General features: G+C 72.1%; 13 protein-coding genes. 11 read left to right on the top strand and 2 right to left on the bottom strand.

Annotation, left to right across the window (positions count from 1 at the left end; genetic code table 11):
• Window positions 1-2: 2 nt before the first annotated feature.
• The 3 genes from ACTWOL_RS25330 to sbnA all read left to right on the top strand — a co-directional run bounded on the left by ACTWOL_RS25330 (window position 3) and on the right by sbnA (window position 3,293).
• Window positions 3-1,010, top strand: a complete 1,008-nt coding sequence (locus ACTWOL_RS25330) for a TauD/TfdA family dioxygenase (protein WP_474299083.1) — start codon at window positions 3-5, stop codon at window positions 1,008-1,010.
• Entirely contained in the window at window positions 1,007-2,086 is a 1,080-nt protein-coding gene (gene sbnB / locus ACTWOL_RS25325) for a 2,3-diaminopropionate biosynthesis protein SbnB (protein WP_474299082.1), read from the top strand. The genes ACTWOL_RS25330 and sbnB overlap by 4 nt, the downstream gene beginning before the upstream one ends.
• A 223-nt stretch (window positions 2,087-2,309) precedes the next feature.
• Entirely contained in the window at window positions 2,310-3,293 is a 984-nt protein-coding gene (gene sbnA, locus ACTWOL_RS25320) for a 2,3-diaminopropionate biosynthesis protein SbnA (protein ID WP_474299081.1), read from the top strand.
• Window positions 3,294-3,502: 209 nt separating this feature from the next.
• Here the strand turns inward: sbnA and ACTWOL_RS25315 are convergent, their stop codons facing one another.
• Complete coding sequence (locus tag ACTWOL_RS25315; RefSeq protein WP_474299080.1) at window positions 3,503-4,432, bottom strand: DUF2867 domain-containing protein; 930 nt, start codon at window positions 4,430-4,432, stop codon at window positions 3,503-3,505.
• A gap of 56 nt (window positions 4,433-4,488) precedes the next feature.
• Between ACTWOL_RS25315 and ACTWOL_RS25310 the strand changes: the two genes are divergently transcribed.
• Window positions 4,489-5,046 carry a TetR/AcrR family transcriptional regulator gene (locus tag ACTWOL_RS25310; RefSeq protein WP_474299079.1) on the top strand — a complete coding sequence of 186 codons (558 nt, stop codon included), beginning with the start codon at window positions 4,489-4,491 and terminating at the stop codon, window positions 5,044-5,046.
• A 126-nt stretch (window positions 5,047-5,172) separates the two neighbouring features.
• Here ACTWOL_RS25310 and ku read toward each other — a convergent pair whose 3' ends face one another.
• Entirely contained in the window at window positions 5,173-6,279 is a 1,107-nt protein-coding gene (ku, locus tag ACTWOL_RS25305) for a non-homologous end joining protein Ku (RefSeq protein ID WP_474299078.1), read from the bottom strand.
• A 51-nt stretch (window positions 6,280-6,330) separates the two neighbouring features.
• On the opposite strand from ku, the gene ligD reads away from it, so the two are divergent.
• From ligD to ACTWOL_RS25270, 7 genes are all read left to right on the top strand, one after another.
• On the top strand, window positions 6,331-7,215 hold the full coding sequence (gene ligD / locus ACTWOL_RS25300) for a non-homologous end-joining DNA ligase (RefSeq protein WP_474299077.1): 885 nt from the start codon (window positions 6,331-6,333) through the stop codon (window positions 7,213-7,215).
• Window positions 7,212-8,141, top strand: a complete 930-nt coding sequence (locus ACTWOL_RS25295; protein WP_474299076.1) for an ATP-dependent DNA ligase — start codon at window positions 7,212-7,214, stop codon at window positions 8,139-8,141. Before ligD ends, ACTWOL_RS25295 begins: the two co-directional genes overlap by 4 nt.
• Before the next feature lie 120 nt (window positions 8,142-8,261).
• Entirely contained in the window at window positions 8,262-10,235 is a 1,974-nt protein-coding gene (locus tag ACTWOL_RS25290) for a HEAT repeat domain-containing protein (RefSeq protein WP_474299075.1), read from the top strand.
• Window positions 10,236-10,561: 326 nt separating this feature from the next.
• Complete coding sequence (locus tag ACTWOL_RS25285) at window positions 10,562-11,272, top strand: hypothetical protein (RefSeq protein WP_474299074.1); 711 nt, start codon at window positions 10,562-10,564, stop codon at window positions 11,270-11,272.
• Entirely contained in the window at window positions 11,269-12,669 is a 1,401-nt protein-coding gene (locus ACTWOL_RS25280; protein WP_474299073.1) for a histidine kinase dimerization/phospho-acceptor domain-containing protein, read from the top strand. Before ACTWOL_RS25285 ends, ACTWOL_RS25280 begins: the two co-directional genes overlap by 4 nt.
• A gap of 26 nt (window positions 12,670-12,695) precedes the next feature.
• Window positions 12,696-14,090, top strand: coding sequence for an FtsW/RodA/SpoVE family cell cycle protein (locus tag ACTWOL_RS25275; protein ID WP_474299072.1), 1,395 nt, complete (start codon window positions 12,696-12,698; stop codon window positions 14,088-14,090).
• The gene (locus ACTWOL_RS25270; protein WP_474299071.1) at window positions 14,087-15,553 is read left to right on the top strand and encodes a penicillin-binding transpeptidase domain-containing protein; all 1,467 of its coding nucleotides are present in this window, start codon (window positions 14,087-14,089) and stop codon (window positions 15,551-15,553) included. The genes ACTWOL_RS25275 and ACTWOL_RS25270 overlap by 4 nt, the downstream gene beginning before the upstream one ends.
• Window positions 15,554-15,592 lie beyond the last annotated feature (39 nt).

Raw genomic sequence — 15,592 nt, 5'->3', positions numbered from 1 at the left:
AGATGTCGTCCTCACCCCCCGCGTCGCTGTTCGAGGTGGAGGTGCCTGCGGGCAAGCCGCCACTGCTGCGGGTCGAGATTCCCGCCGGGGATGCCGCCGCGTGGGCGGACGGACACCGTGACGCCCTGCTGGCGGTGGTCGCCGAGCACGGTTCGGTCCTCGTGCGCGGTCTGGGCCTGCGCGATCCCGCACAGGCGCAGGCGGTCTTCCGGGCCCTGGCGCCGGCGCTGATGACCGAGAGGGAGGCCTTCGCCGCGCGCGAGGTCGCGGGCGAGGGGATCTACACCTCCGCGACCTGGCCGGCGAACCAGCCGATGTGCATGCACCACGAGCTCAGCTACACCCACGCCTACCCGACGCTGATGCTGTTCGCCTGCCTGCAGGCGCCCGCGTCCGGCGGAGCGACCGCCGTCGCCGACGCCGCGCACGTCCTGGACGCGCTGCCCGCCGGCCTGGTGGACCGCTTCACCCGAGAAGGCTGGCTGCTCACCCGCAGCTACAACGACGAGATCGGCGCCACGCTGGCCGAGGCCTTCGGCACCGAGGACCGCGCCGCCATCGAGGACTACTGCCGGGCCAACGCGATCGAGTTCGCCTGGCAGGACGACGGCGGTCTGCGGACCCGGCAGCACCGCCAGGCCGTCACCACCCACCCCGCCAGCGGTCGGCGCTGCTGGTTCAACCAGGTCGCCTTCCTCAACGAGTTCACCCTCGTCCCCGAGGTCCGCGAGTACCTCATCGACATCTACGGACACGAGGGCCTGCCGTTCAACACCTGTCACGGGAACGGCGACCCGATCGACCAGGACACCGTCGCCCTGCTCAACAGCGTCTACGAGACCCACACCCGCCGAGAGCCCTGGCAGAACGGTGACCTGATGCTCGTCGACAACGTCCGCACGGCCCACAGCCGGGAAGCCTACGAAGGCGACCGCACCGTCCTGGTCGCGATGGCCGAGCCCCGCCACGCCACCGACAGCCCCGCCACCGCGGAGGGAAGCGCCCGATGACCACCCCGTCCCCCACCGCATCCGCCACCCCGGCCGCCGCAGCGGCGCCGGTGCCCGAGGTACCGCCGTTCGCGGTGATCCCCGGCGCACAGGTCCAGCAGATCCTCACCGGCCACGAGAAGCAGATCGTCGAGCTGGTCGAGGCCACCTACCGGCTGCACGGCGCCGGACGGACGGTCAACCCGCCCTCCTACTTCCTGCGCTTCCCCGACCGGCCCACCGCCCGGATCATCGCCCTCCCCGCCTCCATCGGCGGGTCCGACGGCGTCGACGGTCTCAAGTGGATCTCCAGCTTCCCGCAGAACGTCGCTGCCGGAATCCCCCGGGCCTCCGCCGTCCTGATCCTCAACGACCACACCACCGGCTACCCCATCGCCTGCCTGGAAAGCTCCATCATCAGCGCCACCCGCACCGCCGCATCCGCGGCCCTGGCCGCGGACCACCTCACCCGCCACACCACCCGGCCCACCCGCATCGGGTTCTTCGGCACCGGGCTGATCGCCCGCTACATCCACACCTACCTCGGCGCCACCGGCTGGACCTTCGACGAGACGAGCGTCCACGACCTGTCCGCCGAGAGCGCCGCCGGCTTCCGCACCTACCTCGAGCAGAACGGCACCCCCGGACGCATCACCGTCCATGACAACGCCGAAGACCTCATCCGCGGCAGCGACCTGATCGTCTTCGCCACCATCGCCGCCACGCCCCATGTCACCGAACCCGCCTGGTTCGGCCACCACCCGCTCGTCCTCCATGTCTCGCTGCGCGACCTCGCCCCCGAGATCCTGCTGGAGGGCGCCAACATCGTCGACGACGTCGAGCACTGTCTGAAGGCAGACACGTCACCGCATCTGGTCGAACAGCTCACCGGCAACCGTGACTTCCTCACCGGCACCCTCGAGGACGTCCTCAGCCACCGCGTACAGATGCCCACCGACCGGACCGTGATCTTCTCGCCGTTCGGCCTCGGCGTCCTCGACCTCGCCGTCGGCAAGTACGTCTACGACGAGACCGCCAGCGCCGGGCAGCTCCACGTCATCGACGACTTCTTCCACGAACGGCGCAGGTACGGATGAGCACAACCCGACGACGAGGAGGTCGACACAGGGACTGCTCCCAGGAGAGATCACCGGTCAAGTCGCCGCAGATCGGCGCTTATGACGCCGCGGCCGCTGACGCAGGGCTCCCCCGCCCGGCCCGGTCGGACACAGGGCCTCACTGAGACGCACGAGACCCGACCCGCCGCCCACCGCCGGATGGACATTCCGCAAGTGCTCTGCTGCAGATGAGGAGGCCATCGTGCCAGTCATATCCGATCCCTACGCCTTCAACGAGGACGAGCTCTACGTCGACCTCCAGTCGATCTTCGGGCATTCGCTCTTCCTGAAGTGCGAGGGTTTCAACTTCGCTGGCTCGATCAAGCTGAAAGCCGCCATCGAAATGGTGGAGACCGCAGAAAAGGACGGAATTCTCACCTCGGAATCGATCATCGTCGAGTCGTCGTCCGGAAACCTGGGTGTCGCCCTGAGCATGATCGCGGCGAGCAAGGGTTACCAGTTCCTGTGTGTGACCGACTCCCGCTGCAACCTGTCCACCAGGCTGATGATGGAGGCCCTGGGCAGCCAGGTTCACGTCATCGCCGGACAGGAGGCCAACGGAGGCTTCCTCGGGGCACGGATCGACTACGTCCGCGCGCTGTGCGCCTCCGACCCCCGGTACGTATGGCTGAGCCAGTACACCAATCCGAGCAACTGGAAGGCCCACTACCGTACGACCGCGCCGGAGATCGCCCGGAACTTCCCGCAGCTGGACGTGCTGTTCATCGGGGCGGGAACGACCGGCACCCTGATGGGCTGCGCCCGCTACTTCCGGGAGTGGCACCGCCCGGTGCGCATCGTCGCGCTGGACAGCGTCGGCTCGGTCGCCTTCGGCGGCCCCCCGGGACGCCGCATGATCCCCGGTCTGGGCATGAGCATGCGTCCGCCGCTCCTCGACGAGTCCTTTGTGGACGAGGTCATCCGCGTCGAGGAGGTGGACACCATCCGGGCCTGCCATCGCCTGGCCAGACACGGGTTCCTGTTCGGCGGCTCCACCGGCACGGTGGTCAGCGGGGCCATGGGCTGGCTGGACCAGCACCAGGTGCCCGGCATCACGGCGGTGGCGATCGCCCCCGACCTCGGCGAGCGCTACCTCGACACCATCTACCAGGCCAACTGGCTGGAGGACCTTTACGGCGCGGACCTCTTCAGCACACCCGCGGACGATCCGTCCTGCGGGCTGTGACCCGGGGCCGTGGGCGGAGCCGGGAGGTTCCGCCCCGCCGGCCCCGGAGCGTGCGTGCGGCCGTTCCCCCGGGGGCGGCCGTTCCCCCGGGGGGCGGCCGTTCGCCGGTGAGTGGGTGCTTCGAGCGAGCGGCTCCCCGGGCGCCCCGTGCGCGTTGGAGCAGAAGGGGGCCGATGCGCCGTCCTTCGTGAGTGACCGGAGACCTCCGGTCACTCCGTGCGGATCGAGCCGCCCCCGTCCCGGCCCGCCGGACGCGGCTGCCCGGTCCAGCGCTCGGCGGCCGAAGGAGCCGCGAGGGCGAGCGCGCGGTGCGTGCGGCGCAGCATCGTCCTGGCCATGAGGGGGTGGAGGTGGCGGACCAGCCCGAAGTAGAGCCGCCCCACGCGATTGTGGGTCCGTACCACGGTCGTGAGCGTCACATGGCTGTCGCCGATGTGCAGCGAGGCACGGAAGTCGAGGTGGGACGCGTCCTCGCCGAGCAGCAGTTCGTCGATCCCGGCCGCCCTGAGCGGGAACGGCAGTACGCCCCGCCAGGCCTGCGGATCGCGCTCCATACCGGGCTCCAGGGGCAGCTGCCAGGCGTCGAGGAAGTCCGCGCGGTCGAAGGCGGTGCGGGCGAGACGGGCGCCGTCGGGCACGTCCACCGGCTTCGGCCGGTCCCAGAGGAGACGGTGCATCAGCCGGACCCAGGGCGACCAGCGGGCGGGGCGGCGGCCGAGGGAGCCGGTGGCGGCGCGCTCGGCGTTGTCGAGGAGCTCTTCGAGGACGACGTCGTGCAGGGGACGGATGACCAGCGACCACAGCAGTCCGTCCCTGACGTTCTGCCGCTGCTCGAGGACGTGGACGACACGGCAGCGGTCCGGGCCGATGGCCTCGATGTCGACGCGGTGGTGGCCGTTGCCCGGCGGGGCGAAGTCGAAGCGGGCGCTGCGGCCGGGCTCGTACGCGGTGACCCGGTAGCGCACGAAGCCGTGCCCGCCGTCGGCACCGACACCGAGGGGCCGGTCGAAGCGCATCGGGGGCCAGGCGGGTACCGGGAACAGCGGGTCGTCGTGGGCCGACAGACGGTCCATCAGGGCGCCCACCACCTCTGCGGGGGCTTCGACGAATCGTTCATGGACGTTCCGTACCGTGCGCACGGGACACCTCCATACGGCAGCGTATGTTTTTCCATACGATACCGTATGGTGTTGCCATGGCTCGACTCACCGCCCAGGACTGGGCCGACGCGGCGCTGACGGCGATCGGCGAACGCGGCCTCGCCGCGGTCGCGGTGGAACCGCTGGCGGCCCGGCTCGGCACCACCAAGGGCAGCTTCTACTGGCACTTCGCCAATCGCGAGGCACTGATCGAGGCTGCGCTGGCACGCTGGGAAGAGCTCTGCACGGACGAGATCATCACGGCGGTCGAACACGAGCCGGACGCGGAGAAGCGGCTGCGGCTGCTGTTCGCCGGGGCGACGGCCGCGGCCGCGGAGGACCCCCTCGAGGTCTCGCTCCTGGCCACTGCCGACCACCCCCACGTCGCTCCGGCGCTGCGCCGGGTGACCGAACGCCGGGTGTCCTATGTGGCCGCGCTCTTCGAGGAGCTCGGCTTCCCCGCCGCGGAGGCCCGCCGCCGCGGACTGCTGGCGTACACGAGCTATCTGGGCCACACACAACTCGCCCACGCGGCCCCGCAGACGCTCCCGGCGGACGGAGAGCGGTCCGACTACCTGACGTCGGTGCTGGACACGCTGCTGCGCAGGGACTGACCGGCGGCTGCCGCGGGCACCCGCCGCGCGGACGGGCGCGTCCGCGGAGCCCTACGCCGCACGCGGCAAGGGCGTGCCGCCCCGTGTATACGGGCCCACCGGTCACGCGGAGCCACCCGCGGCGCCTCAGGCGGAGGCCCTCTTGCGGGGCGCCGCCTTCTTGGCCGTGGCCTTCTTGGCCGCTGCGCCGCCCTCCGCCGACTTCGACGCCGACTTCGCGGCCGACTTCGACGCGGCCGTCTTCCCCGTGGCGGTCTTGCCCGTCCCCGACTTCGCGGCGGTCGACTTCGCGGCCCGGGACGTGGCCGCCTTCTTCGTCGTCGCCATGGACTTCTTCGCACCCGTCTCCTTGGGCGCGGCCTTGGCCGACTTCGACGCGGATGCCGGCGCGCGCTTTCGGGGCTTCAGCTCGGCGACCTCCCCGGCCTGCTCCTCCGCCTCCCCCACCACGTCGCCGCGCGCCTCCTTCGCCGCCCGGACACTGCTCTCGAGCGCGGCCATCAGGTCGATCACCTTGCCGCCCCCGGCCGCCGGCTCACGCTCCGGCTCGAGCTCGACGCCCTCCGCCTTGGCGGCGATCAGCTCCTCGACGGCCGCCCGGTAGTCGTCGTGCAGCGAGTCGAGGTCGACCTCGCCGAGGGTGTCCATCAGGGCGTTGGCGAGATCGAGTTCGGCGTCGCGGACCGTGACCTCGGTCTCCGGCGCCACCCCCTCGGGCTGCCGGATCTCGTCCGGCCAGAGCAGCCCGTGCATGGCGATCACATCGCCGACGACACGCAGCATCCCGAGCCGCTCCCGCCCCCTGAGGGCGAATTTCGCCACCGCCACCTTCTTGCTCCGTTTGAGCGCCTCACGCAGCAGGGTGTACGGCTTGGCCGCGGGCACCCCGTTCGCCGAGAGGTAGTACGCCGTGTCCATCTGCAGCGGGTCGATCTCCGCCGCCGGCACGAAGGCGACGATCTCGATGGTCTTAGCGGTCGGCAGCGGCAGCGACGCCAGGTCCTCGTCCGTGATCGGGATCATCGTCCCGTCCGCGTCCTCGTACGCCTTGCCGATCTCCGCGGTCGGGATCTCCTCGTCGTCCAGCTCGCAGACCTTGCGGTAGCGGATCCGGCCCCCGTCGGCGGTGTGGATCTGCCGGAAGGAGACCGAGCGGCTCTCGGTGGCGTTCACGAGCTTGATCGGGATGCTGACCAGCCCGAAGGAGATCGCGCCGTTCCAGATGGATCGCACGTGTCATCCCTTTCATCCGATATTGAGGAGGATTCATGGGATTCTCATCGTATGACGCCCATCACCGAGGTGGAGGGGCGGCGCCTGACGCTCAGCAACCTGGAGAAGGTCCTCTATCCCGCGACCGGGACCACCAAGGGCGAGGTGCTGCACTACTACGCCGTGACCGCCGACCCCCTCCTCGCCCATCTTCGGGGCCGCCCGCTGTCGTTCCTCCGCTACCCCGACGGGCCCGATGGCCAGCTGTTCTTCACCAAGAACCCGCCCCCCGGCACCCCTTCCTGGGTACGTGTCGCCGAAGTACCGCGCTCCTCACGCGAGAGCGGCGAACAGGTCGTCGTGGACGATCTGCCCTCGCTGATCTGGGCGGCGAACCTGGTGGTGGAATTCCACACTCCGCAGTGGCGGGCGGATGAACCGGCCAGGGCCGACCGGATGGTCTTCGACCTCGACCCCGGCGCCCCGGCCACCGTCGTGGAGTGCTGCGCGGTGGCCCTGTGGCTGCGCGCGCGGCTCGCCGCGGACGGCCTGGACGCATACGCGAAGACCTCGGGATCCAAGGGGCTGCATCTGCTGGTGCCGCTGGAGCCGACCCCGTCACCGGACGTGTCGGCCTACGCGAAGGCCCTGGCCGTCGAGGCCGAGGCGGAGCTCGGGGGCCTGGTGGTGCACCGGATGACCCGCGCGCTGCGGCCCGGGAAGGTCTTCGTCGACCACAGCCAGAACGCCGCCGCCAAGACCACCGCGACGCCCTACACCCTGCGCGCCAGGCCCGAGCCCACCGTGTCCGCGCCCGTCACCTGGGACGAGATCGAGGAGTGCGGCTCCCCCGAGGAACTGGTGTTCCGGCTCGCCGACATCGCGGGACGGCTCGAACGGCACGGGGATCTGCTGGCGCCGCTCTTCGACCCGGAACACACGGGCAGTCTGCCGTGAGCACCCGCATGACGGGCGTTCTGCGCCCGCCGCTGAAGGTGGCGCTCGCCGAATCCGTGGCGAGGCTGCCGCGCGGTGAGGGCCTGGCCTACGAACCGAAGTTCGACGGCCATCGCATCCTGGTCTTCGCGATGGGCGCCGGGAAAGCAGAACTCCAGTCCCGTTCCGGACGGATCGTCACCGCGGCCTTCCCGGACCTGGCGGAGGCCGCGCGAGCCCTGCCGGACGGCACGGTCCTGGACGGTGAGGCGGTGATCTGGACCGGGGGGCGGATCGACTTCGCGGCCGTACAGCGGCGTGCCGCCGCCACCGCCGCCCGGGCGAGGCTCCTCGCGCGCCGGCTACCCGCCTCGTACGCCGCCTTCGATCTCCTCGCCGCGGACGGCGAGGATCTGCGCTCCGCGCCTTACGCGCAGCGCCGCCGGCGGCTGGTCGACGTGCTCGAACCGCTCGGACCACCGCTCCAGCCCGTGCCGATGACCACCGACCCGGAACTCGCGGCGACCTGGTACGAGACCCTCACCGCCAGCGGGATCGAAGGGCTGGTGATCAAGCGGCTCACCGGGCCGTACCGGGCGGGCGCAAGGGACTGGCGCAAGCTGCGGCACACGGACGTCCGGGACGCGGCCGTGGTCGGTTTCACCGGTCCCCACGGCCGGCCCGCCGCCCTGGTGCTCGTCCTGCCGGACGACGACACCCCCGTCGTGTCCAGCCCGCTGCCACCCGCGCTGCGCACCCGCGCGGCCGTCGCCCTCGCGGGCCACGAGACGGGGGCGGCCGAGGGGGTGGCGATGGCGATCGGGGTGGGCGAGGTGCCGTACGAGGGGGTGGCGCCGGGGCTCACCGCCGAGGTGGAGCAGGGGACGACCCGGCACACCGTGGTGACCGTCCTGCGCATCAGGGACGATCTGGGCAGTCAAGCGTGACGGGACGAGGGCCGGGCCGGGTGAACGGCGGCCGTGACAGCGTGCCGGTTTTCGAAGTCCTCGTAGCGGGTGCCTTGGTGCACACTCTCCCCAGACACCTGGTATGCGGGAGGCAACGGCGTGTTCACGGGGATCGACGAGGTCGACTGGGCGTCGCTCGGGCATGCGTACGGTCCGGCGGACGACGTCCCCGGCCTGCTGCGCGGCCTTGCGTCGCCGGATCCGGTGGAGCGGGAGGCCGCCCTGGACGGGATGTACTCGGCGGTGCACCACCAGGGCGACGTCTACGACTCGACTCTGGCCTGCATCCCGTTCCTGCTCGAGCTCGCCGCCAGCCCGGACGTAAAGGACCGCGGTGCCGTCGTGGAACTGCTGACGAGCATCGGCGGCATCGAGCTCGACGGGGACGACGAACCCGATCCGGACGCCGAGGAGTTCGAGGAGGCGGCGAACTACGCGATGGCCGCCGCCGCGGTGGCCGCGGGGGCGGAGGTGTTCGTCGGGCTGGTCGCGGACGACGACCCCGGGGTGCGGCTCACCGTGCCGTGCGCACTGGCGTTGCTGCACGATGCGCCCGCGCGCGTACTGACGCTGTTACGGGAGCGGCTGGACGCCGAACCGGATGCGGAGGTCCGGCTGGCGCTGGTCGAGGCGGTGGGGCGGATCGCCCTGCGGCATGCGGAGCTGCGCACGGAGGCGGTGCAATGGCTGACCGGGCTGCTGGCTCCGTCCCGTGGGGCGGGCCTGCGACTCGGCGCGCTGGCCCAGCTGGCCCGGTGCGCGCCCGGGAGCCTGCCGCCCGATGTCGCAGCCACGGCGACCGCCCTGCTACGGGAGGCGGGCGGGCCCGGGGGCTCCGAGATGGGCAGCGGGGCCGACGATCTGCTGCGCACGCTCTATTCGGCCCTGGGCGACCGGGTCGACGAACGGATCGCCCTGCTCGTGGGGCGGCTGACCAGTGGCGATCCGGCGCAGCGCACGGACGCCGTATGGATGTGCCATGGGCTGATCCGCACCTGGCGGGGGCCCTACGACGAGCTGGTGCGCTGCATCGGGGCCCAGCTCGGCGATCCCGAGCCCCGGCTGCGGGCCGCCGCGGCGAGCCTCCTGGAGAGCCTGTTCGGGCTGGCGCTGCCCGCTGCGGACGCCCTCGCCGCGAGTCTCGCGCACGGCGGCGGCCGTACCGGCGCGGACGTGGCGGCACGGGACGACCGCGCGCTGATCGCGCTGGCCCGGCTCGGAGATCCGCGCGTGCTGCCGGCACTGGCCGCGGCACTGGAGGAGCCCGAGCTGCCGCGTGAGGCGGCCTTCGCGGTGCCCTACCTCGGGGCCGCGGCGGCGCCGCTCGCTCCGCTGCTGCGCCGCCGTCTCGCCGAGGTGGAGCTCGACGAGACGCTGTTCGACCGGGCGGGCCCGCTGCTGCCCGCCCTGGGGGCGCTGCGCGCGGCCGAGGCACTGCCCGAAGTGCTCAGGGTGCTGCGGGCCGGGCCGGCCGGGGGCGGCGAGTGGGTGACGGAGGCCGCCCTGCGGACGCTGACGGCCTTCGGACCTGCGGCGCTGCCGGCCGCGCCGGAGCTGCGCGCACTGCTGGGCAGCCCGAACTCGTCGGTGGCCACGGCCGCGGCGCGGGCGCTCTGGGCGATCTCGGGCGACGCCGATGCGGTGCTGCCCCTGCTGCGGGAGCTCCTCGCGGCAGACGGCCCGGACGAGCGCCGCTCAGCGGCGGTCGCACTGGGCTTCCTCGGCCCGCGCGCCGCAGCGGCGGCACCCGCGCTGCGCGAACTGCTCACCTCACGGGAACGCTGGCTCCGTATGGACGCGGCCATCGCCCTGTGGCGCGTCACGGGCGAGACCCGCGACACCCTCCCCTTGCTCGTCGCCGCCTGGGAGGAGAACCGCTACGGGCGTGTGGAGGTCGCCGAGTGCCTCACCGAGATGGGCCCGGCGGCCTCACCCGCCGTGCCCCTGCTGCGCGCCGAGCTCAGCCGGCCGCGCCGCCACAACGTCCTCGACGGCGGTTCCGGCTCCCATGACATCGAGCAGGACGAGCGGCTGCTGTCGCTGTGCAGGCGGGCTCTGGCGGGCCACGCCTGAGTGGGGCCGGCCCGGGGACTGGGGCGACGGCACCGGGCCGACCGGCGGTCCGCCGGCCTGCCGCCGGTTCACTCGAACCCGCCGCTCAGCGGCACCCGGTCGTCGTTGCGTGTCCGCCGGCTCCCCGGTGCCCTGACCGAGGGACACCTGTGACACGGATGGAACGCTGTTACATAACAGACGATTCACTGCAATAGCAGACAGATAACCTCGATCTTCTCGGCACCTGCGTGCCTCCGCATACTGTTGTCGGAAAGACCGACCGGCCCGAGCCCCTTCTGACGCGGAAGACGGCGTCGCCGCAGCATCAGCGAGGAGCCCCTTCCGTGAGACCGTCCCGCACCTTCGCCGGTGCAGCCCTCCTGGCCTCGGCCGGCGTGGCGCTGCTGACCGGCTGCGGCGACGCGGGCGGCCTGGAGAGCGCGGGGGCGACCCCGACCGCCGCCGGGCCCGTGGAACTGTGGCCCGGGCTCCCCAGCATCTCGGCTCCCCCCGTCGACTACGGGGAGAGCGACACCGCCCGCATCCCCGGCATCAAGGCGCCCAACGGCGATGTCCGGGCCGTGAGCCCGGTCAAGGTCGTACAGGCCGACGTGGCCGCTCACCCCGATCAGATCACCGGCGCCGACGGGCTGTACCAGCAGACCGCCGACCAGATCCGCCGGTGCACCACACAGCCGGAGCACTGCCCCCTGCGCCGGCCGTACTACCGCGACCTCACGGGCGACGGGAAGGACGAGCTGATCGTCGCCATCAGCATGCCGGGGCAGCAGACCGCCATGCGCGTCTACAAGCCGGACGAGAACGGCGCGCTGACGCGGGTCATGACCTACTCGGACGCGATCGTCCGCGTACAGGTCGCAGGCCGCGACCTGATCACCCGGGCCGTGTCCGCCGGAATCCCCGGGTACGAGTACCGCACCGCATGGTCCTGGGACGACCGGCAGCAGGCGGTCCTGCCCACGCGTGACGAGATCATCCGGGTCAAGCCCACCGCGCCCCCCTCGGAAACCCCGGAGCCGGAGGCCACCCGATGACCGCCCCCCGCACGGAGGTCCCCCGCGGGCGGACCTCCCGCACCGGTCCGCGCCGGGCCCGGCCGCAGCCGGGGCCGCGGCTGCGGCTCCCCGCCTGGACGGCGACGCTGGCGTGGAAGTCCGCGCTGTTCATCACCGTGATGTGCTGCGCCCTCGCGGCGCTGCTCGGCGCGCTGGTGCATGTGTCCGTGACCCGCGAGACCGTCGAGCAGGCCCGCGAGAAGGCTCTCATCCGGCTCGAGGAAGTGACGCACGAGTACGAGGCGGGAGAACCGCTCAGCGGATTCGGTGCCGTGGACCCGCCGGGTCTGCCGCCCCGGCTGCGCGAACTCGCGGCCTCCGGCAGGCGCGGCACGCTCGTCTCCGACTTCGACGGCCGCCCCACCATGTGGGCCGCCGGCCCGGCCGACGGACGGGCGATCGCGGTCCGTGTCGACTACTCGCTCAGCGCGGACACGATCAGCAACCTCGACCGCGCCATCCTCGGCTCCTCGGTGCTGGCGATCGGGGCGACGGTGCTCGTGGGCGCGTTCGCGGTGACCCGGGTGACCCGACGGCTCCATCTGACCGCGCAGGTCGCGCGGCGGATCAGCGCGGGCGACCTGGACGCCCGGGTCAACGACCCGCGCACCAGGAACCGCTCCCACCCCGAGGACGAGGTCGCCACGGTCTCCGAGGCCCTCGACACCATGGCCTCCACCCTGCAGGAGAAGCTGCTCAACGAGCAGCGCTTCACCGCCGACGTGGCCCACGAACTGCGTACCCCGCTGACGGGACTGTCGGCCGCGGCCGAACTGCTGCCGCCCGGCCGTCCGTCCGAGCTCGTCCAGGACCGGGTGCGGACCATGCGCGCACTGACCGAGGACCTGCTGGAGATCTCCCGGCTGGACGCGGGCGACGAGACAGTCGACCTCGACATCCATGAACTCGCCTCGCTCACCGAGCGGGTCGTACGGGCCGCTCGCAGCACGGGCTGCGAGACCGAGCTGAGGACCCACAGCCCGGTGCGGGTGGAGACCGACAAGCGACGGCTCGAGCGGGTGCTCGGCAATCTGATCGCCAACGCCCACAGCCACGGCGCCCGGCCGGTCGTGGTGTCGGTCGACGGACCGGTGGTGTCGGTGCGGGACCACGGCGCCGGATATCCGCAGTACCTGCTGGAGCACGGCCCCCAGCGGTTCCGCACCGAGTCCGGCGGCAAGGGCCACGGCCTCGGGCTCACCATCGCCCTCGGGCAGGCCGCGGTGATCGGCGCGACGCTGGAGTTCTCCAACGCTCCGGACGGCGGCGCGGTCGCCCGGCTTGGCCTGCCCGAGTTCGCGGATCCGGAGGACGGCGTCACCGAACGGCCGGAGACTGCCGACGGCACGCCTGAGTCCACAGATAAGCGGGCATAACTCCCCTGCTTGCTACGTTGCGGGGCATGACCGCAACGGCAGCGGACGCTCCCCCGCCCGCACTTCGTCTGCCGAAACGGCGCGGGGTCGAGCTCTCGCTCCTCGTCAGCGCCGTCCTCATCTCCGTCTACGGCTACGTCGCCGTCGGCCTCACCCGCAGCGGAGCCGTCCCGCCCGACGCCGCCGCCTATGGGGCGGGCCTCGGGCTGCTCGCGCTGCTGGCCCATCTCGCCGTGCGGTTCCGGGCGCCGTTCGCGGACCCGCTGCTGCTCCCGATCGCGGTACTCCTCAACGGTCTCGGGCTGGTGCTGATCTACCGGCTGGATCTGGAGACCCCCGGCAACCGCGGCGCGCCCGCCCAGCTCGTCTGGTCCACCCTGGGGGTCGCCCTGTTCATCGCCGCGGTCGTCGTGCTGCGCGACCACCGGGTGCTGCAGCGTTACGCGTACGTCTCGGTGGCCTGCGCCCTGGTCCTGATGGTCGTGCCGATCTTCTTCCCCGCCGTGAACGGGGCCCGGATCTGGATCAGGATCGGCGGACTCTCCTTCCAGCCAGGGGAGTTCGCCAAGATCCTGCTCGCGGTCTTCTTCGCCGCGTATCTGGCCGCCAACCGCCATGCGCTCGCCTACACCGGTCGCCGTATCTGGAAACTGCAGTTCCCCACCGGCCGGGTACTGGGTCCGATCGTCACCATCTGGCTGCTCAGCGTCCTGGTGCTGGTGCTCGAACGGGACCTCGGCACCTCCCTGCTGTTCTTCGGACTCTTCGTGATCATGCTCTACGTCGCCACCGGACGCACCGGCTGGATCGCGGTGGGGCTGCTGCTGGCCGGTGTCGGCGCCTTCGCGGTCGGCGTCTTCGAGCCACATGTGCACAGCCGGGTCCAGGACTGGCTGGCGCCGTTCGCCTCCGCCGAGGTGGGCCTGGGGGCGGGCCAGCTCGCCCAGTCGCTGTTCTCCTTCGCGGCGGGCGGGATGCAGGGCACCGGACTCGGCGCCGGACACTCGATCCTGATCGGCTTCGCCGCCAAGTCCGACTTCATCCTGGCGACCGCGGGCGAGGAACTCGGGCTGATCGGCTTCAGCGCGCTGATCCTGCTCTACGGGCTGCTGGTGGCCCGCGGCTACCGCGCGGGCCTCGCCCTGCGCGACCCCTTCGGCCGGCTCGTCGCCATCGGCCTCGCCTCGATCATCGCCGTCCAGGTCTTCGTCATCGCCGGCGGAGTGACCGGGCTGATCCCGCTCACCGGGATGGCCATGCCGTTCCTCGCCCAGGGCGGTTCGTCCGTCGTCACCAACTGGATCATCGTGGCGCTGCTCATCCGTGTCAGCGACTCGGCCCGGGCCCCGCTGCCCGACGCGGAGGACACCGGCCCCGTCACACCGCCCGCGCTGACCGTGGCTCCGGGGGACGGGCGATGACCCGCTACATCCGGCGCGCCGCGGTCCTGTGCCTGGTCCTGCTGTCCGCGCTGCTGGTGAACGCCGTACGGGTCCAGGTGATCCAGTCCGGCGAACTCCGCGGGAACCCGGCCGACCGCCGCCCCCTCATCGCCCGTTACGCCGCCCCGCGCGGCGACATCGTCGTCGGGTCGCGGCCGGTCACCGGCAGCAAGGACACCCGGCAGCAGCTGCGCTACGAACGCACCTACTCCAACGGCCCGCTGTACGCGCCCGTCACCGGCTACTCCTCGCAGCTGTACGGCACCACCCTGCTGGAGCACACCGAGGACGGCGCCCTGGCCGGGACGGACCCCCTGCTCGCCCCGCTCCCCCTGTGGAACGACCTCACCCGCTCCCGGCAGCCCGGCGGCAGGGTCGTCACCACCATCAGGGCGTCGCTGCAGCAGGCCGCGTACAAGGCACTTGCCGGACGGCGCGGGGCGGTCGCCGCGCTCGAGCCGTCGACCGGCAGGATTCTCGCGCTGGTCAGCAGCCCCTCCTACGATCCCGGGCTGCTGTCCGGCAACAGCGCCGCGGTCACCGCCGCATGGACCCGGCTCAATGCCGCGGCCACCCGTCCGATGCTCAACCGGGCCATCCGGCAGACCTATCCACCCGGTTCGGCCTTCAAGATCGTGACGGCCGCGGCGGCCCTGGAGGCCCGGGTCGTCACCGATCCGGACGCCCCCACGGACGCCCGCGATCCCTACATCCTGCCGGGCACGCGCACCCGGCTCCCGAACCGGGTGCCCCGGTGTGACCGGGCATCGCTGTCGTACGCGATCCGGTTCTCCTGCAACACCGTGCTGGCGCACCTCGGGGTGAGGGTGGGACTGAGGGGGATGCTGGAGACGGCGCGGGAGTTCGGCTTCAACGACGCCCGGCTGAGAATTCCCGCCAGGGTCGCCGTGTCCGTCTTCGACCGGCACATGAGCGCGGACCAACTCGCGCTGTCCTCCATCGGCCAGTTCGACACGGCGGCGACTCCGCTGCAGATGGCGATGGTCGCGGCGGCCGTCGCCAACGGCGGGGAGCTGGCGTACCCGTATCTGGTGGACCGCATCACGACCCACGACGGCGACACGGTCCGGGCGGCGCTCCCCCGCACCTACCGGCGGCCGATGAACCCGATCACGGCGCAACTGCTCCAGCGGATGATGATCGATGCGGTCGAGAAGGGAGGCGGCCGGCGCGCCGCGGTCCGCGGGGTGCGGGTGGGCGGCAAGACCGGCACGGCGCAGCACGGCGTCGCCAACAGCGGTATGCCATATGCCTGGTTCATCGCCTGGGCCCAGAAACGCGACGCGATCCGGCCGGCGGTGGCGCTCGCGGTGGTCGTCGAGGACGCGGAGGCGAAGCGGGACGAGATCAGCGGGGGCGGCGACGCGGCACCGATCGCACGGACGGTGATCCTGGCGGCGCTGAAGGGGGGCGGGGGTTGAGGGGGACGCGCGCCTCGTGGGCCGGTGTTGGTGTGGCTT

The organism is Micromonospora sp. IBHARD003 (assembly GCF_056106285.1).
The sequence above is the reverse complement of the archived record's forward strand: the minus strand, read 5'-3'. Positions and strand labels throughout refer to the sequence as shown.

What these genes read in the sequence shown, in the direction of transcription:
- ACTWOL_RS25330 (WP_474299083.1), top strand. Translation starts at nt 3, where the DNA reads ATGTCGTCCTCACCCCCCGCGTCGCTGTTCGAGGTGGAGGTGCCTGCG.
- sbnB (WP_474299082.1), top strand. Translation starts at nt 1,007, where the DNA reads ATGACCACCCCGTCCCCCACCGCATCCGCCACCCCGGCCGCCGCAGCG.
- ACTWOL_RS25310 (WP_474299079.1), top strand. Translation starts at nt 4,489, where the DNA reads ATGGCTCGACTCACCGCCCAGGACTGGGCCGACGCGGCGCTGACGGCG.
- ligD (WP_474299077.1), top strand. Translation starts at nt 6,331, where the DNA reads ATGACGCCCATCACCGAGGTGGAGGGGCGGCGCCTGACGCTCAGCAAC.
- ACTWOL_RS25280 (WP_474299073.1), top strand. Translation starts at nt 11,269, where the DNA reads ATGACCGCCCCCCGCACGGAGGTCCCCCGCGGGCGGACCTCCCGCACC.
- ACTWOL_RS25275 (WP_474299072.1), top strand. Translation starts at nt 12,696, where the DNA reads ATGACCGCAACGGCAGCGGACGCTCCCCCGCCCGCACTTCGTCTGCCG.
- ACTWOL_RS25270 (WP_474299071.1), top strand. Translation starts at nt 14,087, where the DNA reads ATGACCCGCTACATCCGGCGCGCCGCGGTCCTGTGCCTGGTCCTGCTG.